The organism is Pseudomonas sp. SK3(2021) (assembly GCF_016772375.1).
Lineage (GTDB): Bacteria > Pseudomonadota > Gammaproteobacteria > Pseudomonadales > Pseudomonadaceae > Aquipseudomonas > Aquipseudomonas chlororaphis_I.
In genome coordinates this window covers 5341036-5361479 of the sequence record NZ_CP061943.1, presented here as the reverse complement: position 1 = coordinate 5361479, position 20444 = coordinate 5341036, and the positions used below count along the sequence as shown (strand labels likewise).

The following is a 20444-nucleotide window of genomic DNA, read 5'->3' as shown; positions in this document are numbered from 1 at the left end:
TTATGCGGGCGATGTTGCTGCGGTTCCAGGTGTTAGTGTTGTGATCACCCGTTTACCGCAGCCCGATCGCCGGTGCGCGGTCAGCTTCCCAACAGCCCCGTGGTGTCCGCATCGAACGCCGTTTTCGCTTGTTGCGCGGCGGGCGCCAGCAGGGCCAGCAGGGCGGCCTCGCTGTACAGCTTGGTGCTCGCCAGGTGCTTGGGTGTCGGTTCGATCGGGATCAGCACGTCTTCGTCGCTGGCGTGCAGCCAGATCGCCGCGACATGCAGCGCCGAGACAAACAGCACACGCAGCTCGAAGGTCCGGCCTTTGAGGTGCGGCGCCTTTTCCGCCAGGTTCAGCGCGTTGACCGTGGCCGACGCCAGGGCGCCGTGGTTCAGTGACGAGAACTCGACCTGGCCACCGACTTCCGCCAGTTGGGCGTCGGCAATCGACACCCCATCGCTGAACACCAGGTAATGCCAGTCCCCCAGCGTGGCCTGTTGCAGGCCTTTGCCTTGGGCCAGGTCTTCCAGGCTCAGCGAGTAGCCACGGTAGGGCTCGGACAGGCTCACTTTGCTGGCCGTGGCCTGGGCGAACTGGCGGTTGACGCCGAAGCCTTTGCTCTGCAGGGCGGCCTGGAGAGCCGGGCGTAGTACCTGAGCGCCGTTGGCGGGTGCCTTGGGATAAGTCAGTTGCATGCTGCCCTCCTTAGTTTTTCCGGGTGAAGTAAGTGTTGGTCCAATTGCCGCCGCCGTTGTACGAGCGGGGGAAGGTGTTCAGGGCACGGGTCGAATATCCGTAGATGGAATCCGCAATCAGCAGGTAGCTGCCGTTGGTGCCATAGATCGCCAGAAAGTGCGCGCCGCCGCCAAACCAGGCACAGCGCAAGCCAACGGGGCGCCCCATGTTGATCTGGTTTTCGATGGCCGACAGTTGGATCGAACCCTGGCTCATGCCGCCAAAGCTGCGGGTGGTTTGCAGGGCCGAGTCCAGGTAGCCGTACACGTTGCATGGCCCCGGCTGGTTGCAGCAGGAATTGCGCCCCAGTTCCGCGTTGGCGACCCCGCATTGAGTCCAGGAGCCGGTGCGGTAATAGTTGCCGACCGAGGCCGACAGCGCGGCCCAGCACCAGTTGGTCTGGGTTTGCTGCTGAATGCTGAAGTTGAGGCTGGCGGCCAGGGCGGCGTGTTCCGCGCGGTCGTCGACTTCGCTCAGTCCGGCATCGAGCAGGGTGCCGACCAGGCACTGCGGCAGTGCTTGCGCAGGACCTGTACGGGTAAAGGGTGTGTCTTCAAGGGTTAGCATTTTCATCCTCCATGAGTGAAAACAAGCGTCCAGCTTGTGTCGTTGTTGCGTATTGCGATGAAGCGTTTTTCGAAAGCCCCTGACCGGCCTGTGGGGTTCGCCATCCTCGATGGCCTGCTCCGGTCGGGCTCAGGGGTAACCTTAGTCGTGATATGCGTTTGTGCAAGTTAAATTATGCATTAATGCAATTTTTTGTAGGCAAGCAGTCAAGGGAGGAGAGGCCAGGGAAGGGGCTTGCACGACAACGGCCCATGCCGGCCGGCTTGGGTGCCGCACGTCTGAAAGAGCGCGGGATCAGCGATTTCGCCAATCGATGGGCAGAAAAACCTGCCATACAAGTTGAGCAACGTTCAACGCGGGAGAGTCACTAATGGGACTCTTATGGAAGGGAATCTCCAGATACACGGTGATCGGCATCGCCAACACTGCGATCCACTGGCTGGTGTTTTTTTTGCTGAGCCTGGTGGCGGGCCTCAGCCAGGCGCTCAGCAACCTGGCGGCCTTTTGCGTCGCGGCGTCGTTTTCTTTCTATATGAACGCGCGCTTCACCTTCGCCGCCAAGGCGTCGGTCGGCGGCTATCTGCTGTTTTTGGGAGGCATGGGGGCGCTGAGCCTGGGTGTCGGGCATGCCGGGGATGTGTGGCGGCTGCCCGGCTTGCTGACAGTACTGGCGTTTTCCGCCCTGAGCCTGGTGGCGGGTTTCCTGTTCGCCAAGTACCTGGTGTTCCGCGAGTGTGAACGATGAAGATCTCGCTGATCGTTCCGGTCTTCAATGAAGAGCAGGCCGTCGGCCTGTTTTACCAGGCGGTGCGTCGCGAATTGCGTTTCGAGCAGGGTGAAGTCGAGATCGTGTTTATCAACGACGGCAGTTCCGACCGCACGGCCGAGGAGGTCAAGGCCCTGGCGCAGGTGGACGAGCAGGTGCTGTTGATCAACTTCTCACGCAATTTCGGCAAGGAGCCGGCGTTGTTCGCCGGGCTGGAGCACGCCAGTGGCGATGCGGTGATTCCCATGGACGTCGACCTGCAGGACCCGATCAGTGTCATCCCGCTGCTGATCGAGAAATGGCAGAAGGGCGCCGACGTGGTCCTCGCCAAACGCCGCAGGCGTACTGCCGAGAGTTACCTGAGGCGCTGCAGCGCGGCGCTGTTCTACCACCTGTTGAACCGTATCGCCTACACCCGGATCGAGGAAAACGTCGGCGACTTCCGGTTGATGGATCGCAGGGTGGTCGATGTGATCCGTACCCTGCCCGAGCATCAGTTGTTCATGAAGGGCGTCCTGTCGTGGGCCGGGTTCACCACGATGGTGGTGGAATACGAGCGCGCCGAACGGGTGGCGGGCAAGAGCAAGTTCAATGGCTGGAAACTGTGGAACCTGGCGCTGGAAGGCATTACCTCGTTCAGCACCGTGCCGTTGCGGTTGTGGACCTACGTCGGTGGCGGTATCTCGATTTTCGCGGTGCTCTACGCGGTGTACATGGTCCTGGACAAGATCCTTTTCGGTAACAGCGTGCCCGGCTACCCTTCGTTGATGACCGCCATTCTGTTTCTCGGCGGTGTGCAGTTGATCGGCATCGGCATCCTCGGCGAGTACGTCGGCCGTATCTATATCGAGACCAAGCATCGGCCGCGCTACGTGATCAAGGACGTCATCGGCGGCAAAGACCGCCTGGGGCTCTAGCATGGACAGAATGGGCAGCTTGCTCAGCGGGGAACTCGGACGCCGCCAGGTCTGGCTGTTTTTTCTGTTCGCCACCTTGTTGTATGTGCTGCCGCTGATCCTCGCGGACTTTCCCTATATCGATGACAACTGGCGTTCGCTGTCGGCCGGCACCGCCTGGACGGAGCAGGGGCGGCTGTTTACCGAACTGTTCTACAACGCCCTGACCTTCAGCAATGCCGCGCCGAACATCTTTCCCTTGCCGCTGCTGATCGCCACGCTCGCCATGGCCGCGGCATTGACCAGCCTGACTTTCCACTATTACCCGCAGCCGACGGCGGCCTGCTGCCTGGTGCTGTTGCCGCTCTGGTACAACCCGTTCTTTCTGCAGAACCTGTCGTATCAATACGACGGCCCGGCCATGGCCCTGAGCCTGGTGGCGGTGATCTACGCCATCACCTATCGCAACCCGTACCGCGTGCTGCAATGGCTGGTGCCGGCCTTGCTGGTCGCGCTGGCCATCGGGCTCTATCAGATCAGCATCAACGTGTTCCTGGGCCTGTGCTGCCTGGAGGTGATCCGCGGCGCGAATGACAAGACTGCCTGGCCGCGCTGGTGGGAAATGATCGGCTGGAAGATCGCCCAGGCGGCCCTGGGCTGGGCGATTTATTGCGTCACCGCCTACCCCTTCATGGATCAGACCCGCACCTTGCTGTTGAACGGGTCGGCGCAGCCCTTGCTGCAACTGCAGGTCAACATCGCCAGGGTGCTGGAAAAAGTCGTGCTGCTGTTTCACGGCGGGTTCGCCTGGGTATTCGCCGTGCTGGCGCTGTGCGCCCTTGCCGGTTGCGTGCGGCTGGGGATGAACCTGCTCAAGCGGCCGGACAGCGGTCTGAAAAAGGTCGTGATGGCGCTGGTCTGCCTGCTGGCATTGCCGCTGGTGATTGTGCTGGTGTCGGGGATCGCGCTGTTTTTCCGCGACTTCAATGAAGGCGCCCGAACCTTGATGGGCTTTGCGCTGCTGTTGGTGCTGCTGTTCTATCTGAGCCACCTGGCGTTGGCGGCGCTCCATGAGCGCTTGCCGCTGCTGCTGACGGTGCCGCTGCTGGCGATGCTGTCGCTGTCGTTCGCCTATGGCCGGGTGCTGACGGTGCAGAAAACCCTGGCGGCCAGCGCGCTGTCGAGCCTTGAGCGCGACATCACCCGCCACCGGCAGCTGCGCGAGGCCAAGCGCATTTATATGTCGGTGACTTATTCCGATCACTGGCTGCTGGCGGCCGCGGGCTCGTTCAAGCAGATGCCGGTGCTGCACTACCTGCTGAACATCGACTTCTTCATGCTGGCCGAGAACCTGCCCAAGGTGGGCATTGCCAACGTGGTCGCGGAAAAGGGCCGGCGCAATGCGACCCTGGTCGGTTACCAGGGCTATCCACCGCTGGTGGACAGCCGCTACTACCGGATCTACCTGCTGGGGGACTACGGTTTTATCGTCATGAAGGAGCCCGCGCCGATCAAGACGCTGCACTGGTGAGGCGCTGGCCTTATCCGCCGGGTCAGAACTGATCCATCAGCAGCACACGGCATTCCCTGGCCTGGAAGGCATTGATCTGCGGCACCAGGCGGGTGAAGTGCTCGGTCTGGCAATGGGCCTTGAGCGCCGCGCGGTCTGGCCATTGCTCGATAAAGATGAAATGCCCCGGGTCTTGCTGGTCGACGAACAGGTCGTAGGCGATGCAGTCCGGTTCCTGGCGGGTTTTCTCCACCAGTTCGGCGTACCAGGGGCGCACGGTGTCGAGGTGTTCGGGCTTGATGAAGTCTTCGGCGATGACTTTGAGCACGGGTTTGCGTCCTTTGCCTATCGATCAATAACGCCCCGCCGCAATGGCGGGGCGTCGAGTGTGGCGGGTCAGGCCGCGGCTTCGCTGTTGGGCTCGAAGCTGTCGGCGCGCGCCAGTTGCCACATGCGCGAATAGAACTCGCCGGTGACCGCGCCGGTGAGCAGTTCGCCGGGCTTGAGGAACACATGCAACTGCGAGAACAGCTTGATCTCGGTGGCCGACATGCGTCGCACCAGATGCTTGGCTTCCAGTTGCGACGGGTGATTCAAACCCGCGGCGGCAAGCATTTCGGCCAGGGCCTTGAGGGTGTTGCGGTGGAAACTGAACACCCGTTGCGCCTTGTCCGGCACCACCAGCGCCCGCTGGCGCAGGTTGTCCTGGGTGGCGACGCCGGTCGGGCATTTGTTGGTGTGGCAGCTTTGCGACTGGATGCAGCCGATGGCGAACATGAAACCACGCGCCGAGTTGGCCCAGTCGGCGCCGATGGCCAGCACGCTGGCGATGTCGAAGGCGCTGACGATCTTGCCGCTGGCGCCGAGCTTGATCTTGTCGCGCAGGTTCAGGCCCACCAGGGTGTTGTGCACGAACAGCAGGCCTTCGCGCATCGGCGCGCCGATGTGGTCGGTGAACTCCACCGGTGCCGCGCCGGTGCCGCCTTCCTTGCCGTCGACCACGATGAAGTCGGGGAGGATGCCGGTTTCCAGCATGGCCTTGGCGATGCCCATGAACTCCCACGGGTGGCCGAGGCAGAACTTGAAGCCAACGGGCTTGCCGCCGGACAGCTCACGCAGTTGCTGGATGAAATGCATCATCTCGATCGGCGTGGAAAAGGCGCTGTGGCTCGATGGCGAGATGCAGTCCTCGCCCATGCGGATGCCACGGGTGTCGGCGATTTCCTGGGTCACCTTGTGCTTGGGCAGGATGCCGCCGTGGCCGGGCTTGGCGCCCTGGCTCATCTTGATTTCGATCATCCGCACCTGCGGGTTCTGCGCCTGCACGGCGAAGCGCTCCGGGTCGAAACGGCCGTCACTGGTGCGGCAACCGAAATAGCCGCTGCCCAGTTCCCAGGTCAGGTCGCCGCCGTTCTCCCGGTGATAGGGGCTGATGCTGCCTTCGCCGGTGTCATGGGCGAAGTTGCCGAGCTTGGCGCCCTGGTTGAGGGCGCGGATGGCGTTGGCGCTGAGGGAGCCGAAACTCATGGCCGAGATGTTGAACACCGAGGCCGAGTAGGGCTGCTTGCACTGCGGGCCGCCGACTGTGACGCGGAAGGTGCTCGGGTCGCTCAGGGGCGCCGGGCGCATGGAGTGGCCGATGAATTCGAAACCCGACTGGTAGACGTCGATCAGGGTGCCGAACGGCTTGTCGGCGCTTTCGTTCTTGGCCCGCGAATAGACCAGCGAGCGCTGGGCCCGGGAGAAGGGCAGGGCGTCGCTGTCGGACTCCAGCAGGTACTGGCGGATTTCCGGACGGATGCCTTCCACCAGGTAGCGGATATTGCCCAGGATCGGGTAGTTGCGGCGCACCGCGTGGGGGCTTTGCAGCAGGTCGAAAATGCCCAGCAGGCTGAGCAGGGCGGTTACCAGAGTGATTGGCCAGAGCCAGTCATGCTCGAGAAAGGGCAAGCTGGCGAGGGTGAAAATCACGCAGGCAGCAAAGAAGGCGTAGCGGCTCAGGAGGGACAGGCTCATACGGTTTCCTTGGTTCGGACTCTATAGATTTCGTTTTTGGGTACTCATTCTTCTTGTGTGGCCAACGATCTTGTTGTTGTAGAGAACGGCCGTGGCGCCGCAGGTGCGCGCCCATGGCAGTTTCAGGCGTCGCCTGGAAAAATCGAAAACAGTTCGGACCGGGACTTGATGCCCAGCTTGCCGTAGATCTGTTTCTTATGGGCTTTCACGGTTTCGGCAGAGATTTGCAGCTTACGAGCGATTTCCTTGCTGGAGCAACCGCTGAGCATCAGGTGCCCGACCTTCAGTTCGCGGCGGTTGCTGTTGCGCATACTGGCGCCGGGGCTCGTCGTGGGCAAGCGTGAACGCCTGGAGCCGGGCGTTGCCGAGGGCGATAGACGATTGACAGCTTTCCTTATTGCAACTGGTTCTCGTTTCCATGGTTGAATAATGTTACTGTATAACGCAATTCGGCCTTAGCTATCCCCTGGAGACTCCCATGAAAGCCAATATCCATCCCGCCTACCGCACCGTGCTGTTCCATGACACCGCCGCCGACGTGTATTTCCTGATCGGCTCCACCGTGGACACCGACCGCACCCAGCGCCACAGCGATGGCAACACCTATCCCTATGTCACCCTCGACGTCTCCAGCGCCTCGCACCCGGTCTACACCGGCCAGCAGCGCAAGACCCAGTCCGAAGGGCGGATCGCCGGCTTCAACAAGCGTTTCGCGTCGTTCGGTTCGTCCGGCAAGAGCGGCAACGCTTGAGGGTCCCGGTCCTTGCCGCACACCTGCTCGTTCCTGCATCCCTGCAGGTGCGAGCTGGATCCTTCCATCATTCCCCTCGCTTATTGCGGCCTACCCATGGAAGGCCTGAACGGCGCCGCTTCGTCCCGCCGCCCGAGGCGCCGGGTGTATTGAAAAAACAGCGGCCGACTGTGTCGTGACGACGCCTCGCCAGTCATGGGATCCTTGCCGCCTCGCGTAACCGATCCAGGTTTTTCATGACTCTTTCAAGCACCACATCCCCCCTAATCCGTATCGCCGCAGCCCTGCTGATCGGCCCCGACGGCCGTACCCTGCTGGTGCGCAAGCGCGGCACCCAGGCCTTCATGCAGCCGGGCGGCAAGATCGAGCCGAGCGAGTTGCCGGCCCAGGCCCTGGCCCGTGAACTGGAAGAGGAACTCGGGCTGCGTATCGAACCGGCCGACGCCCGTTACCTGGGACGTTTTTCCGCCCCGGCGGCCAACGAGCCGGGTTTTGTGGTCGAGGCCGAGTTGTTTCGCCTCGATCTGGACACCGATGAGGTCCGGCCCGCGGCGGAAATCGAAGAGGTCTGCTGGATCGATCCGCAGGCCGGTGACGAGCTCACCCTGGCCCCATTGACACGCGACCTGATCTTGCCGTTTTATCGCGCCTCGCAACTGGCCTCGGCCTGATTTTCCAAGGACAAAGGATTGCCCATCATGATTCCCCTTCACGACATGTTGATCTTCATCGCCGCAGCCCTGCTGATGGTGCTGACCCCCGGCCCCAACATGATCTACCTGATCTCCCGTTCGATCTGCCAGGGCCGCCGGGCAGGCGTGACCTCGCTGGTCGGCGTGGTGGCCGGTTTCTTTGTCCACCTGTTCGCTGCGGCGATCGGCCTGACCGCGGTCTTCATGGCGGTGCCGGTGGCCTATGAAGTGCTCAAGTGGGTCGGCGCCCTGTACCTGATGTGGCTGGCCTGGCAGGCCCTGAAGCCGGGCGCGCGTTCGCCGTTCGAGGCGCAGCAGCTGCCGCCGGACTCGTCGCGCAAGCTGATCCTGATGGGCTTTCTCACCAGCGCCCTGAACCCGAAGATCGCGGTGTTCTACCTCTCGGTCTTTCCCCAGTTCATCAGCCCGGAACACGGTTCGGTGTTCACCCAGAGCATCATCCTCGGCCTGACCCAGATCAGCGTGAGCTTCAGCGTCAACCTGCTGATCGCGCTGTTCGCTTCGGGAATCGCCGCCTGGTTCGTGCATAACCCGCTGTGGCTGGCGACCCAGCGTTATTTCATGGGCTTCGTGCTGGCCGGGCTGGCGGTGCGTCTGCTGCTGGAACAACGCCAGACAGCTTGATTGGGAGTCGATTAGATGAGTGATGATTTTTCTGCGCAGGCTGTGGTCCAGCGCCAGCTTGAAGCCTATAACCGGCGCGACCTGGAGGCCTGGCTGGCGACTTATGCCGAGGACGCTCGCCAGTACGGGCATCCGGCAACGCTGCTGGCCAGCGGTCACGCCGAGATCCGCATCCGCGCGGTCGAGCGTTTCCAGGAGCCGAACCTGCATGCCAGGCTGCTTTCGCGAGCGGTGATGGGCCAGGTGGTGATCGACCATGAAATCGTCACCCGGACGTTCGCCGAAGGCCCCGGCACCCTGGAAACCGTGGCGATCTATGAAGTAGAAGCGGGGCGGATCAAGACCGCCTCATTCACCACCGGGCCCAGGACCCTCGACTGAGCATGTCCATCCAGCGCCTCGATGCCAGTCATGCCGCGGCCTACCGCGCACTGATGCTCGAAGCCTACGCGCGTCATCCGCAGGCCTTTACTTCCAGCGTCGCCGAACGCGCGGCGATGCCCCTGAGTTGGTGGGAGTCGCGGCTGAGCAGCCCGCTGGACCTGTTGCTGGGGGCTTTCGAGGACGGCGAACTGGTGGGCATCGTCGGGTTGGCATTCGAGGTCCGGGAAAAAGCCCGGCACAAGGCCACGCTGTTCGGCCTGTATGTGGCGCAGCCTTATCGCCACGGCGGCCTGGGCTACCGGCTGGTCCAGGCGCTGCTGCAGGAGGCGCGCCAATACCCCGGGGTGCGGCTGGTGCAACTGACCGTCACCGCCGGCAACGATGCGGCCCTGGCGCTGTACCAGCGCTGCGGTTTCGTCCAGTTCGGCCTGGAACCGCTGGCGGTGCGGGTGGGCGTCGAGTACTTCGACAAGCTCCACCTGTGGCGTGAAGTCGTCTCCCCGCTCTGAATTTCTCCGTTCCTCCAGGCCGACACGGCTTTTCAACGTACCGCGCTGACCCCGTCCAGGGTCGAGAACGAGGTGTCCTTGGCGGTCAGCAGGAAGTCGCGCATATAGGGCGCATCCAGCATGTCGGCGCGGATCGCCGCGTACAGCGTGGCGAACAGGCCTTTTTCCCCCAGGCGCTTGGCCTTCACATAACCCCGTGAGCTGTATTCATGCAGCGCCCAATGGGGCATGCCGCACACGCCACGGCCGCTGGCCACCAACTGCATCATCATCACCGTCAGCTCCGAGGTGCGGACCTGGGCCGGCTCGATGTCGGCCGGTTCCAGGAAGCGGGTGAAGATATCCAGGCGGTCGCGCTCCACCGGGTAGGTGATCAGGGTTTCGCTGAGCAGGTCTTCCGCAACGATGTAGGGCTTGCTGGCCAGGCGATGCTGGTTGGCCACCGCCAGCATGGCTTCGTAGGTGAACAGCGGCACGTAGGTGATGCCCGCCAGTTCCACCGGGTCGGAGGTCACCACCAGGTCCAGGTCGCCGCGGGCCAGGGCCGGCAGCGGGGCGAAGGAGAAACCCGAGGCCAGGTCCAGCTCGACTTCCGGCCAGGCGTCGCGGAACTGGTCGATGGTCGGCATCAGCCACTGGAAGCAGCTGTGGCATTCGATGGCCATGTGCAGGCGCCCGGCGGTGCCGCCGGCCAGGCGGGAAATATCCCGTTCGGCGGCGCGCAGCAACGGCAGGGTGGCGTCCGCCAGTTGCAGCAGGCGCAGGCCGGCGCTGGTGAACCGCACCGGCTTGGTCTTGCGCACGAACAGCGGCATGCCCATGCGCTCTTCCAGTTCCTTGAACTGGTGGGACAGGGCGGACTGGGTCAGGTGCAGGCGTTCGGCGGCTTCGACCAGGCTGTCGGCTTCGCGCAGGGCGTGCAGGGTCTTCAGGTGACGGATTTCGAGCACCAGGGTCTCCATGAGTAAATTTTGTGATCAACACGAAAAGGTTGAGTTTGTCTCATGTTGGCTGGGCTGTCGACAATAGCGCCATCTATTACAGGGAGGAACCTACCCATGGCCTTGGCCCACACCCTTGGTTTTCCGCGCATCGGCGCCGACCGCGAACTGAAAAAAGCCCTTGAAGCCTACTGGAAAGGCGACCTCGACCGGCAGGCGCTGCAAGACGTCGGACGCCAGTTGCGGGCCAGGCACTGGCAGTTGCAAAAGGACACCGGCATCGACCTGCTGCCGGTGGGCGACTTCGCCTGGTACGACCAGGTGCTGACTCACTCGCTGACCTTCGGCGTGGTTCCCGAGCGCTTCGACAGCAGCAAGGACGCCCAGGGCCGGCCGACCCTCGACACCCTGTTCGCCATGGCCCGCGGCGCCTCGACTGGCTGCTGTGGCGGCGATCAGGCCAAGACCCAGTACGCCCAGGAACTGACCAAGTGGTTCGACACCAACTACCACTACCTGGTCCCGGAGTTCAGCGCCGACCAGTCGTTCAAGCTGAGCTGGGAGCAGCTGTTCGACGAGGTCGACGAAGCCCACGCCCTGGGCCACCGGGTCAAGCCAGTGATCATCGGTCCGCTGACCTACCTGTGGCTGGGCAAGGCCAAGGGCAACGACTTCGACAAGCTCGAGCTGCTGGAGCGCCTGCTGCCGGTCTACGGCGACATCCTCAACCGGCTCAAGGCCCAGGGCGTGGAGTGGGTGCAGATCGACGAACCGATCCTGACCCTCGACCTGCCGCAGGCATGGAAGGGCGCCTTCGAGCGGGCCTACCACATCCTCCAGTACTCGCCGCTGAAAAAGCTGGTGGCCACCTACTTCAGCGGCCTGCAGGACAACCTCGGGCTGGCCGTGGGCCTGCCGGTGGACGGCCTGCACATCGACGCCGTGCGGGCGCCGGAGCAACTGACCCAGGTGCTCGACCGCCTGCCGACCTACAAGATTCTGTCTGTAGGCCTGGTCAACGGCCGCAACGTCTGGCGTTGCGAGCTGGAGCAGGCGCTGCAGCAACTGCAAGCGGCGCAGGAACGCTTTGGCGACAACCTGTGGGTCAGCAGCTCCTGCTCGCTGCTGCACAGCCCGGTGGACCTGGCCCGGGAAGACCAGTTGGATGCCGAGCTGAAAAGCTGGCTGGCCTTCGCCGTGCAGAAGTGCGGCGAGATCTCGGTGCTGCGTGATGCCCTGAACGATCCCCAGGCCCCGGCGGTGCAAGCGGCCCTGGCCGAAAGCCGCCAGGTGCAGGCCAGCCGCGCGCAATCGCCGCGCATCCACAAGGCCGAGGTCCAGGCGCGGCTCAAGGCGGTCAGCGCCGCCGACAGCCAGCGTCACTCGCCCTTTGCCCAACGCATTGCCCGGCAGCACGCTCGCTTGCAACTGCCGGTGTTCCCGACCACCACCATCGGTTCGTTCCCGCAGACCGCATCGATCCGCCTGGCCCGTCAGGCATTCAAGCAGGGCAAGCTGTCGAACAACGACTACACCGACGCCATGCGCTGCGAAATCCGCCACGCGGTGCAGGTCCAGGAGCGCCTGGGGCTGGACGTGCTGGTGCACGGCGAGGCCGAGCGCAACGACATGGTCGAGTACTTCGCCGAGCAACTGGACGGCTACCTGTTCACCCGCTTCGGCTGGGTCCAGAGCTACGGTTCGCGCTGCGTGAAACCGGCGGTGATCTACGGCGACCTGAGCCGCCCGCACGCCATGACCGTGGACTGGATCAGCTACGCCCAGAGCCTGACCGACAAGGTGATGAAGGGCATGCTCACCGGACCGGTGACCATGCTGATGTGGTCCTTCCCCCGCGAGGACGTGTCCCGCGAGGTGCAGGCCCGGCAACTGGCGCTGGCCCTGCGCGATGAGGTGGTGGACCTGGAGCGGGCCGGGATCAAGATCGTGCAGATCGACGAAGCGGCGTTCCGCGAGGGGCTGCCGCTACGCCGGGCGGACTGGCAGCCGTACCTGGACTGGGCGGTGGAAGCGTTCCGCCTGACCGCCTCTGGGGTGCGCGACGACACCCAGATCCACACCCACATGTGCTACAGCGAGTTCAACGACGTGATCCAGGCCATCGCGGCCATGGATGCCGACGTGATCACCATCGAGACGTCGCGTTCGGACATGGAGTTGCTGGAGGCTTTCGAAGCCTTCGACTACCCGAACGATATCGGCCCGGGGGTGTATGACATCCACTCGCCGCGGGTGCCGGACACCGCCGAGATGGTCAAGCTGATGAGCAAGGCGGTCCGGCGCATCCCCGCCGAGCGCTTGTGGGTCAACCCGGACTGCGGCCTGAAGACCCGCGCCTGGCCGGAAACCGAAGCCGCCCTGGTCAACATGGTCGCCGCCGCCCGTCAGTTGCGTAACCAGCAGGCCTGATCCTGGCAACATCCGCCCCTGTAGGAGCGAGCTTGCTCGCGATGGTCGTCAACGATGACGCGGTATTTCTGAGGCAGCGCGGTGTTTTTGGGCTCATCGCGAGCAAGCTGCGCTCCTACAAGTTTGTGTCGCCCATAAAAATACGAACACCTGGGCCACTGTCGGGGCCGTTGCATTTGGCGCACGCGGGCTTTTGTAGCCGCTGCCGCAGGTTGCGATAAGGCCGAAGGCCTTCAGCGGATTCAAGATCGCTACGTTCCGGGCCGATCGCAGCCTGCGGCAGCGGCTACAGGGTTTTATGACCACTGGGCAATCTTCATCAAACTGTCACGAAACTGTGGCAGCGCGCTCGATCAAAGTTCATCAGACTCGCGCTCTACTGGGCTTCTGCGTTTCGGTGTTTCTTCATGTGGGCAAGATTTTTTTCAACGACTGTTTTCCTGGCCGCGCTGCTGCTCGGCCTGCCGTCTCAGGCGGCGTCTCGCTGTGATGTCAACGTAGCGACCCAGAGGGTCGAACTGGAGCAGGTGAGCCTGGCCTACCAGAGCATCGGCCGTGCCTCCGATCCGGCCCTGCTGTTAGTGATGGGCCTGGGCGGGCAGTTGATCCACTGGCCGGACGAGGTGGTCGTTGCCCTGTGCCAGCAGGGGTTCCGGGTGATCCGTTACGACAATCGCGATGTCGGCCTGTCCACCTGGCGCCAGGCGCCGGCCAGCGCCAACCTGACGTTCGAGGTGCTGCGCTACAAGCTCGGCCTGCCGGTGGCCGCGCCCTACAGCCTGACCGACATGGCCGACGACGCCCTGGGCCTGATGAATGCCCTGCAGGTCGAGCGGTTCCATGTGCTGGGCGCGAGCATGGGCGGGATGATCGCCCAGCACCTGGCGGCCATGGCGCCGCAACGGGTCGAGAGCCTGACCCTGATCATGACCAGTTCCGGCGCCGAAGGCCTGCCGGCGCCCAACGCGGCGCTGGTGCAGCTGTTGTCGCGGCGCGGCGCGCCGAACCGTGAGGTGGCGCTGGAGCAACAGGCCGACCTGCTGGCCGCCCTCGGCAGCCCGCAGGTCACCGACGATCGGCAGGCGCTGCTGCACCAGGCGGCGCAGGCCTATGACCGTGCCTTCAACCCGGAAGGGGTGAAGCGCCAGATCATGGCGATCCTCGCCGAACCGAGCCGGGTGGCCCTGCTCAACCAGCTGCGCGTGCCGACCCTGGTGGTGCATGGCACCGCCGATCCGCTGCTGCCGGTGATGCATGGCGTACACCTGGCCGCGCATATCCAGGGCAGCCAATTGAAGCTGATCCCGGGCCTGGCCCATCGTTTCCAGGAAGCCTTCAAGGCGCCATTGCTGGCGGCGGTGTTGCCCTACCTGCAAAGCCATCGCGAAGACACGTCGCACTGGGCGCGGATAGATCCGCTGCCCGTGCCGAACCTCCTGTAAATCGACTCCTGTTGTAGGAGCGAGCTTGCTCGCGATGAACCCACAGGCACCGCGTTGCTTCAGAGGCATCGGGTCATCGTTGATGACCATCGCGAGCAAGCTTCGCTCCTGCAGGTCCGTGGCCGAGCAGCTGGCTGGAACGGCAGGCCGCACCTGGGGAGAATAGAAAAATATATCAATGTGCCACTATGGTTTTTGCAATGACGGCCGACACAGGCAGCGTCATTCTTAATTCATAGGGACTTGATTCATGAGTTTTCGTATCTTGCATACCTGGGGCGTGCTGGCGTTGCTGGCCTGCCTGGCACTCACCGGCTGTGCCAACGTGCAGCAACCGATTGCCCTGGACCAGCAGTTCTGGGGGGCCAAGGAGCCGACTATCGGCGTGGCCATCACTGTGTTGCCTGCTCCCGAACTCATGCTGACGGGTAGCCAGGGGTTACTGGACGTGGCTATCAACAAGGGCGTCAACAGCAAGCTCAGCGACAACGTCAAAACCTGGGAAGTGCGCGACCTCGACACCCTGCCGGACGTGATCGTGGCCAAGTTGCAAGCCAAGGGCTACAAGGCCAAGCGCATCATCGACCAGATCGACCTGAAGAATTACAAAAACATCTCGTTCCGCGAAGGCTACATGACCAAGGACATGACTCCGATGAAAGCCATGTATGGGGTCGATCGCCTGTTGCTGGTGAACGTCTTTGTAACCGGTGCCACCCGTAGCTACTACAGCCTCGTCCCGACCAGCGTGCCGATGGCCCAGGTGGGTGGGCAGGGCATGGTGGTCGATCTGGCTGACAACAAACTGCTGTGGTTCCAGCCGTTCGCCGCAGTGCAGGCGGCCCAGGGCGAATGGGATGAGCCGAACTACGCCAACCTGTCCAACGCTTTCTACCAGGCCATTGATAGCAGCCGTCAGCAAATGATCACGCCGTTCTCGCAATGAAGGGCTGGTTGACTGTCGTCCTGGCGTTGTTGCTGGCATCAGGTGGCTGTGCGCAGAAAGCGCTGCCGCCGGCCGGCTTCAAGGATCAGGGGGCGTTGCCCTATGTGCAGAAGCATGGGCTCAAGCTCGAGGTGCTGCTCAACGAGCAGGACTTCGTCGGCGCCAGCACGGTGATCGATATCAAGGACGCGACCCGAGCTGCGTCTGCCAGCAATACCCTGCTGCAAAGCTCCGGGGCCAGTGCCGGCCTGGCCGGGGTGCTGGTGGCCAGCCTGATCAATACGCAAATGGGCAGCGGCAGTTTGCAGCGCGAGGCCGAGCAGGCCGCGCACAACGAGTCACGGCCGATGGCCACGTTGCTCGGTGGGCTGCCGTTGCAGACACGCCTGCAACAGCGCTATCAGGAGGCTTCACAAGCCGCCGGCCTGAAGCAGGGTGAAGGGGCAATCACTGCCCGCTTGCTTGTCGAGCCCAAGCTGATGCTGGGGCCCGATCGCGGCAGTTTTGTGCTGATCAATCAGGTTCGGATCGAGGATATCGCGGGCTCGGCGCTGTACCGCACCCGGATCGAAGTGGTCAGCCAGCCATTCCGTCGCTGCGGTGCACAGTGCATCGATGACGGCGGTCTGGAACTGGATAAGGTGCTGGCCTTGCTCGACGAGTGTGTCAGGGAGTCGATGCGTGTTCTGGCGGCCGATCTGAGCCAGCCGGCGTCGAGGCCGGCGGCCCAGGAAACCCTGCGTTACGTGCTGGACGGCCAGCGGGTGGTCGAGCGTGGTTATCAGTTGGCGGGTAATGGCAGTTACTCGCGCTACCGTAACCTGCAGGGCGCTGTGAAGTCAGTACCGGTGGCCTTCGAGGATGCGCTTACCGAAGCGCAGTTGCAGAAAATCTACGGGCAGTAGAACGCCGTGCTGAGCCTTTAGCGGACGATCTTGTCGACCTGGATCCCGAGTTTCTTCAGGCGGTACCAGAAGCTGCGTTCGGAAATGCCAATCAGCTGCGCGGCGGCGGCCTGCACGCCGTTGCTCTGTTGCAGGGCGGCGAGGATGTAGGCCTTCTCCACTTCGGCCAGGGCCGCGTCCAGGTCGCTGGGCACGCTGAGGCTGTCGCCGGGCAGGGCGCTGGCCCCGGCGCTCACCGGCGGCGAGCTGAACAGATAGCCCGGCAGGTCGCTTTCCTCGATCACCGTGCCCGAGGCGACGATGGTCGCGCGTTCGACGCAGTTCTGCAGTTCGCGGATATTGCCCGGCCAGGCGTAGTTGGCCATGGCCTGCAAGGCCTGCGGGCTGAAACCGCTGATGCGTTTGCCGGCGGTGGCGCCCAGGGTGTGGGCGAAGTGCCGGGCCAGGGGCGCGATATCCTCGACCCGCTCGCGCAGGGCGGGCAGGGGGATCGGGAAGACATTGAGGCGGTAATACAGGTCTTCGCGAAACTCCTTGTTGGCCACTGCCTCCAGCAGGTTCTTGTTGGTGGCGGCGATCACCCGCACATCGACCTTGCGCTCGCGCGGGTCGCCCACCGGTTCGATCACCCGTTCCTGCAAGGCGCGCAGGATCTTCGCTTGCAGGGCCAGCGGCATGTCGCCGACTTCATCGAGAAACAGCGTGCCCTTGTCCGCCTGCTGGAAGCGTCCGACCCGGTCCGCCACGGCGCCGGTGAAGGCGCCCTTGCGGTGGCCGAACATTTCGCTTTCCAGCAGGCCTTCGGGGATCGCCGCGCAGTTGACCGCGACAAAGGGCTTGTTGGCGCGGTTGCCGTGCTGATGGATGGCCCGGGCGACCATCTCCTTGCCGGTGCCGCTTTCGCCGGTCAGCAGGATGGTGGCGTTGCTTTCGCGCACCGAGTCCACCGCTTGCAGGACCCGGCGGAAGGTCGGGCTGTCGCCCACCAGGCTGTCGATCTGCCGGTGCTCGTCGAGCTCGGCGCGCATGCGCTGGTTGTCCTTGAGGATGTCGCGAAACTGCAGGGCCTTGCTGACGGTGATGTCCAGCTCGTCGATGTCGAAGGGCTTGGCGATGTAGTCGTAGGCGCCGTTGCGCATCGACTGCACGGCGTTTTTCACCGTGCTGTAGGCGGTCATGACGATCACCGGGATCTGCGGGTAGCGCTGCTTGACCTCGGCCAGCAGTTGCGGGCCGTCCATGCCGGGCATGCGCCAGTCGCTGATCACCAGGTCGATCTCTTCCTGCTCCAGCACCTTGAGCGCGTGCAGGCCATTGCCGGCGGTGAACACCTGGATGCCGTCCTGGCTCAGCGCAGAGGACAGCAGGTCGCAGAGTTTGGGCTCGTCGTCGACCACCAGCAGGTTATGCGTCATGGCTGGGCCTTTTGCTCATGTTCATCCTCTTCGTCGTCCTCACCCTTGGCCGGAATGTACAGGCTGAAGGTGGCGCCGGCATCTATTTCGCTGCTGCATTCGATGTGCCCGTCATGGTTTTCCATGATCGAGAACACCTTGGCCAGGCCCAGCCCGGTGCCCGAGGCCTTGGTGGTGACGAAGGGGGTGAAGATGCGTTCGAGCATGTCCGGCTCGATGCCCTGGCCGGTGTCGGTGACCCGCAGGATGGTGTGCTCGGCGTCCTGGGCGATGCCCAGGATCAGGCGCCCGCCCGCGGGCATGGCGTCGATGGCGTTGAGGATCAGGTTCAGGCAGGCCTGCTTGAGCTGGCGCGCGTCGGCGTACAGGGTCGCGCCCGGCGCCTGGTCGTCGATCTGCGCGTCGATCTTGTGGCTGGCCAGTTCCGGCTCGCAGAAGCCGATCAGCTCTTCCACCAGCGGCCGCGCCAGCAGGGTCGAGCGGATCGGTGCGCTGGGTTTGGCGAAGTCGAGGAAGTCGGTGATCAGGTCGTTGATCCGGCTGACTTCGCTGATCACGTATTCCAGGTGGCGCTTGTCGCCTTCGGGCAGGTCCGCGCGGCGGTGCAGCAGTTGGGTGGCGGTCTTGATGATGCCCAGGGGGTTGCGGATCTCGTGGGCCAGGCCCATGGCCACTTCGCCCAGGGCGTGCAGGCGGTCGCGGCGGCGCAGCTGGGCTTCCAGGTGCTGCAGTTCGCCCAGGCGTTCGCTCATGTGGTTGAAGGTGCTGCTCAGCTCCGCCAGCTCGTCGCCGCCAATCACCGGCACTCGTTGCCGGTAGTCGCCGGCGATCACCGCCTGGACTCCCTTGGACAAGCCGCGCAAGGGCATGGTCAGGCGTTTCGACACCAGCCAGCCGACGGCCAGCGACGCCGCCGAGCTGAGCAGGAAGATCAGGATGAACAGGTTGCTCTGGTTGACCAGCCCCACCAGGCTGCTGTGGCGCAGCAGGCCGCTGAAAATCACCCCCACCAGTTCGCCGCTGTCGTTGAAGATCGGCCGGTACAGCCCGCTGTAGCGGCTGGTGAACTGCTCCGTGGGTTGGCGGGTGTCGCGCAGGATGTTCTCGATCTTTTCCGGCACCTGGGTCGGGTGGTCCTCGAAACGCTGGGTGGCGAAGATCTCGGCGAAGTCGTTGGCCTTGGCCAGGTACAGCCGCAGGTCGAGGGAATGCACGTCGGCCACGCTGGTGAGGAAGCTGGCGTCCAGGTAGGTGGCGATCAGCAACTGGTAGTCGATGCCGTCGAGGGTGGTCTGGAAGGTCGAGACCACTGCGCCGGTGGCCACGCCGCCGACCTGCAGGGTCTGCAGCACCGCGTTGTGGGCCAGGCTGATCTGCCCGACGATATCGTCGGCGGCGGTGCTGAATACCACCTGGTGGTCGCGTTTGCGGATCAGCGCCACCACGTCGATGCCCATGGAGTCGGCGATGTCGGCGGTGAGCTTGTCGTGCCTGGCTGCGTTACGGTCGGTGGGCGGCTTGGTATAGCGCAGGAACAACTGGGCGATGCGCGCGTTGTCGCGCAGGGTCTCGGTGATTTCGTCCTCGACGATCTTGGTCGACTCCTGCAGCCAGATGCGCACGTTGCTGTCGAAGATCTGCGACAGGGTGGTGGACGCCAGCTCGGCGGCGATCATCGTGGGGATCACGCTGACCATCCAGAACGCCAGCACCAGCTTGCGCTGCAGGCTCCAGCGGGAGATGGCGAAAGGGCGAGGGGTGTGGCGGTCTTTTCTGGTCATGAACTTTCGCTTAGTGCAGCGGCCGTGGCGGGGTCGGAGCGATCCGGCCGGAGAACATATTTCAGCCCTTTGAGCAGGGTGTCGAGCAGCGGGTTGCGATGCTGGAAGAACAGGCTGTTGCCGGTGAAGCTACAGCCCAGGCGCAGCTTGCTGGCATAACCGGCCTGGCCGCATTCGTACAGCGCGATCCGGTGCTGGATACAGTAGTCGACATTGGCCATCCAACTGCGCAAATACAGGTTGTGCTCACGACTGATCTCCAGGTCGTGGGCGAAGAATTTGTCGATCAGCCGCTGCTCGTCCAGCAGCACCAGGTTGAAGGCCACCAGTTGTTGGTCGACCCAGTACAGCACGCAGGCAGCCCGTTCCCCCAAGTGCTGGAGGATACCGGTGAAGTAAGGCGCGGGTAAGCGTTCGAATTGCAGGTCGCTGCGCCGCAGCGTGGCTTCATACAGGCGCATGACCTCGGGCAGGACGTCGTCGATGTTGCGTCGCCATTCGATCCGCGGCCCGGATGCGCGCAACTTGCGGCGCAGGTCCTTGCGCGTGGACTTGCCCAGGGTGCCGAGGTAGGCATCCAGCGAGCCGAAGGGCACCGGCAGCAAGGCGCTGGGCAAACTGGGCATGGCTTGCAGGCCGAACGCCTGGCAGCTGGCGGCCCATTGCCGATCCTGGCGGGCGGCATCCTTGACCGCCAACAGGCCGATGCCCTGGGCGTCGGCGTCGCGCCGGGCCAGGTGCAGTAGCTGCCCGAGCAGGGCCTGGCGGCGCACGGCGGGGATATGGCTGGCAGTGCCGGCGTGGCACTGTTCGGCCACCGGCGAACCGATGGCGTACAGCGGCAGTTGCAGCAGCCCCGGCCACCAGCGTTGCAGGCGTTCGCTCAGGCGCTTGGCCGGGCCCGAGACGGTGGTGTCCAGGCGGTAGCGGGTGATGAAGGCCGGGGCGGCGGCCACCAGCGCCCCGTCTTCGAATACCGCCAGGTAGCGCCAGGTGAAGTCCTCGATGCCGGCGTTCTGCACCGCCAGGTAATAGTCCCAATCCTCCAGGGCTCCGGGAAAACAGTCGTTCCAGGCGCCGCGGTCGATGGCCTGGATGCTCGAAAAAACTTGGCTGGTGATCACGTGC

General features: G+C 63.8%; 20 protein-coding genes and 1 pseudogene. 12 read left to right on the top strand and 9 right to left on the bottom strand.

Translation table 11 applies throughout. The annotated features are described in order from the left end of the window. Window positions 1-80: 80 nt before the first annotated feature. Together IF690_RS23610 and IF690_RS23605 are read right to left on the bottom strand one after the other, a co-directional pair. Window positions 81-680: a hypothetical protein gene (locus IF690_RS23610; RefSeq protein WP_202697592.1), complete on the bottom strand. Its 600-nt coding sequence runs from the start codon at window positions 678-680 to the stop codon at window positions 81-83. Window positions 681-690: 10 nt separating this feature from the next. Next, window positions 691-1287 (bottom strand): papain-like cysteine protease family protein, encoded by a 597-nt coding sequence (locus IF690_RS23605; RefSeq protein ID WP_202697591.1) that lies wholly within the window; start codon window positions 1285-1287, stop codon window positions 691-693. A gap of 370 nt (window positions 1288-1657) precedes the next feature. Here IF690_RS23605 and IF690_RS23600 point away from each other — a divergent pair, with 370 nt between their 5' ends. Genes IF690_RS23600 through IF690_RS23590 form a run of 3 tightly spaced genes read left to right on the top strand, consistent with a single transcriptional unit; the run spans window position 1658 to window position 4480 of the window. Continuing rightward, window positions 1658-2032: a GtrA family protein gene (locus tag IF690_RS23600; protein WP_202697590.1), complete on the top strand. Its 375-nt coding sequence runs from the start codon at window positions 1658-1660 to the stop codon at window positions 2030-2032. Further along, the gene (locus IF690_RS23595) at window positions 2029-2970 is read left to right on the top strand and encodes a glycosyltransferase family 2 protein (protein ID WP_202697589.1); all 942 of its coding nucleotides are present in this window, start codon (window positions 2029-2031) and stop codon (window positions 2968-2970) included. The genes IF690_RS23600 and IF690_RS23595 overlap by 4 nt, the downstream gene beginning before the upstream one ends. Before the next feature lies 1 nt (window position 2971). Next, the gene (locus IF690_RS23590; protein WP_202697588.1) at window positions 2972-4480 is read left to right on the top strand and encodes a glucosyltransferase domain-containing protein; all 1509 of its coding nucleotides are present in this window, start codon (window positions 2972-2974) and stop codon (window positions 4478-4480) included. A gap of 22 nt (window positions 4481-4502) precedes the next feature. Here the strand turns inward: IF690_RS23590 and IF690_RS23585 are convergent, their stop codons facing one another. From IF690_RS23585 to IF690_RS23575, 3 genes and pseudogenes are all read right to left on the bottom strand, one after another. Next, entirely contained in the window at window positions 4503-4787 is a 285-nt protein-coding gene (locus IF690_RS23585; protein WP_023967088.1) for a putative quinol monooxygenase, read from the bottom strand. Window positions 4788-4855: 68 nt separating this feature from the next. Further along, a complete protein-coding gene (locus IF690_RS23580) occupies window positions 4856-6475 on the bottom strand; it encodes an FMN-binding glutamate synthase family protein (RefSeq protein WP_202697587.1) in 1620 nt (539 codons plus the stop codon). A 122-nt stretch (window positions 6476-6597) separates the two neighbouring features. Further along, window positions 6598-6768 (bottom strand): annotated as a pseudogene (locus tag IF690_RS23575) (response regulator transcription factor); the annotation flags it as partial. Between the two features lie 185 nt (window positions 6769-6953). Between IF690_RS23575 and IF690_RS23570 the strand changes: the two are divergent. From IF690_RS23570 to IF690_RS23550, 5 genes are all read left to right on the top strand, one after another. Continuing rightward, entirely contained in the window at window positions 6954-7226 is a 273-nt protein-coding gene (locus IF690_RS23570) for a type B 50S ribosomal protein L31 (RefSeq protein ID WP_202697586.1), read from the top strand. A gap of 236 nt (window positions 7227-7462) precedes the next feature. Next, the gene (locus tag IF690_RS23565) at window positions 7463-7897 is read left to right on the top strand and encodes an NUDIX hydrolase (protein WP_202697585.1); all 435 of its coding nucleotides are present in this window, start codon (window positions 7463-7465) and stop codon (window positions 7895-7897) included. A gap of 27 nt (window positions 7898-7924) precedes the next feature. After that, on the top strand, window positions 7925-8563 hold the full coding sequence (locus IF690_RS23560) for a LysE family translocator (RefSeq protein ID WP_009050586.1): 639 nt from the start codon (window positions 7925-7927) through the stop codon (window positions 8561-8563). Between the two features lie 15 nt (window positions 8564-8578). Then, entirely contained in the window at window positions 8579-8944 is a 366-nt protein-coding gene (locus IF690_RS23555) for a nuclear transport factor 2 family protein (RefSeq protein ID WP_202697584.1), read from the top strand. A 2-nt stretch (window positions 8945-8946) separates the two neighbouring features. After that, window positions 8947-9456 carry a GNAT family N-acetyltransferase gene (locus IF690_RS23550; protein ID WP_202697583.1) on the top strand — a complete coding sequence of 170 codons (510 nt, stop codon included), beginning with the start codon at window positions 8947-8949 and terminating at the stop codon, window positions 9454-9456. A 32-nt stretch (window positions 9457-9488) separates the two neighbouring features. On the opposite strand, the gene metR is transcribed toward IF690_RS23550, so the two are convergent. Next, window positions 9489-10406 (bottom strand): transcriptional regulator MetR, encoded by a 918-nt coding sequence (gene metR / locus IF690_RS23545; RefSeq protein ID WP_023967077.1) that lies wholly within the window; start codon window positions 10404-10406, stop codon window positions 9489-9491. A 108-nt stretch (window positions 10407-10514) separates the two neighbouring features. Between metR and metE the strand changes: the two genes are divergently transcribed. The 4 genes from metE to IF690_RS23525 all read left to right on the top strand — a co-directional run bounded on the left by metE (window position 10515) and on the right by IF690_RS23525 (window position 16120). Next, window positions 10515-12827, top strand: a complete 2313-nt coding sequence (metE, locus tag IF690_RS23540; protein ID WP_202697582.1) for a 5-methyltetrahydropteroyltriglutamate--homocysteine S-methyltransferase — start codon at window positions 10515-10517, stop codon at window positions 12825-12827. 407 nt (window positions 12828-13234) lie between these two features. Further along, window positions 13235-14269, top strand: coding sequence for an alpha/beta fold hydrolase (locus IF690_RS23535; protein ID WP_202697581.1), 1035 nt, complete (start codon window positions 13235-13237; stop codon window positions 14267-14269). 250 nt (window positions 14270-14519) lie between these two features. After that, on the top strand, window positions 14520-15215 hold the full coding sequence (locus tag IF690_RS23530; RefSeq protein ID WP_202697580.1) for a hypothetical protein: 696 nt from the start codon (window positions 14520-14522) through the stop codon (window positions 15213-15215). After that, window positions 15212-16120 carry a hypothetical protein gene (locus IF690_RS23525; protein WP_202697579.1) on the top strand — a complete coding sequence of 303 codons (909 nt, stop codon included), beginning with the start codon at window positions 15212-15214 and terminating at the stop codon, window positions 16118-16120. The genes IF690_RS23530 and IF690_RS23525 overlap by 4 nt, the downstream gene beginning before the upstream one ends. Before the next feature lie 17 nt (window positions 16121-16137). Here the strand turns inward: IF690_RS23525 and IF690_RS23520 are convergent, their stop codons facing one another. The 3 genes from IF690_RS23520 to IF690_RS23510 are packed head-to-tail and all read right to left on the bottom strand — an operon-like array spanning window position 16138 to window position 20440. Next, on the bottom strand, window positions 16138-17535 hold the full coding sequence (locus IF690_RS23520; protein WP_202697578.1) for a sigma-54-dependent transcriptional regulator: 1398 nt from the start codon (window positions 17533-17535) through the stop codon (window positions 16138-16140). Then, window positions 17532-19316 carry a sensor histidine kinase gene (locus IF690_RS23515; RefSeq protein WP_202697577.1) on the bottom strand — a complete coding sequence of 595 codons (1785 nt, stop codon included), beginning with the start codon at window positions 19314-19316 and terminating at the stop codon, window positions 17532-17534. Before IF690_RS23515 ends, IF690_RS23520 begins: the two co-directional genes overlap by 4 nt. Further along, window positions 19313-20440, bottom strand: a complete 1128-nt coding sequence (locus tag IF690_RS23510) for a GNAT family N-acetyltransferase (protein ID WP_202697576.1) — start codon at window positions 20438-20440, stop codon at window positions 19313-19315. Before IF690_RS23510 ends, IF690_RS23515 begins: the two co-directional genes overlap by 4 nt. Between the last annotated feature and the right edge of the window lie 4 nt (window positions 20441-20444).

What these genes read in the sequence shown, in the direction of transcription:
- IF690_RS23580 (WP_202697587.1), bottom strand. Translation starts at nt 6,475, where the DNA reads ATGAGCCTGTCCCTCCTGAGCCGCTACGCCTTCTTTGCTGCCTGCGTG.
- IF690_RS23605 (WP_202697591.1), bottom strand. Translation starts at nt 1,287, where the DNA reads ATGCTAACCCTTGAAGACACACCCTTTACCCGTACAGGTCCTGCGCAA.
- IF690_RS23520 (WP_202697578.1), bottom strand. Translation starts at nt 17,535, where the DNA reads ATGACGCATAACCTGCTGGTGGTCGACGACGAGCCCAAACTCTGCGAC.
- IF690_RS23590 (WP_202697588.1), top strand. Translation starts at nt 2,972, where the DNA reads ATGGACAGAATGGGCAGCTTGCTCAGCGGGGAACTCGGACGCCGCCAG.
- IF690_RS23570 (WP_202697586.1), top strand. Translation starts at nt 6,954, where the DNA reads ATGAAAGCCAATATCCATCCCGCCTACCGCACCGTGCTGTTCCATGAC.
- IF690_RS23565 (WP_202697585.1), top strand. Translation starts at nt 7,463, where the DNA reads ATGACTCTTTCAAGCACCACATCCCCCCTAATCCGTATCGCCGCAGCC.
- IF690_RS23530 (WP_202697580.1), top strand. Translation starts at nt 14,520, where the DNA reads ATGAGTTTTCGTATCTTGCATACCTGGGGCGTGCTGGCGTTGCTGGCC.
- IF690_RS23525 (WP_202697579.1), top strand. Translation starts at nt 15,212, where the DNA reads ATGAAGGGCTGGTTGACTGTCGTCCTGGCGTTGTTGCTGGCATCAGGT.
- IF690_RS23610 (WP_202697592.1), bottom strand. Translation starts at nt 680, where the DNA reads ATGCAACTGACTTATCCCAAGGCACCCGCCAACGGCGCTCAGGTACTA.
- IF690_RS23555 (WP_202697584.1), top strand. Translation starts at nt 8,579, where the DNA reads ATGAGTGATGATTTTTCTGCGCAGGCTGTGGTCCAGCGCCAGCTTGAA.
- IF690_RS23515 (WP_202697577.1), bottom strand. Translation starts at nt 19,316, where the DNA reads ATGACCAGAAAAGACCGCCACACCCCTCGCCCTTTCGCCATCTCCCGC.
- IF690_RS23600 (WP_202697590.1), top strand. Translation starts at nt 1,658, where the DNA reads ATGGGACTCTTATGGAAGGGAATCTCCAGATACACGGTGATCGGCATC.
- metE (WP_202697582.1), top strand. Translation starts at nt 10,515, where the DNA reads ATGGCCTTGGCCCACACCCTTGGTTTTCCGCGCATCGGCGCCGACCGC.
- IF690_RS23560 (WP_009050586.1), top strand. Translation starts at nt 7,925, where the DNA reads ATGATTCCCCTTCACGACATGTTGATCTTCATCGCCGCAGCCCTGCTG.
- IF690_RS23595 (WP_202697589.1), top strand. Translation starts at nt 2,029, where the DNA reads ATGAAGATCTCGCTGATCGTTCCGGTCTTCAATGAAGAGCAGGCCGTC.
- IF690_RS23550 (WP_202697583.1), top strand. Translation starts at nt 8,947, where the DNA reads ATGTCCATCCAGCGCCTCGATGCCAGTCATGCCGCGGCCTACCGCGCA.
- IF690_RS23535 (WP_202697581.1), top strand. Translation starts at nt 13,235, where the DNA reads ATGTGGGCAAGATTTTTTTCAACGACTGTTTTCCTGGCCGCGCTGCTG.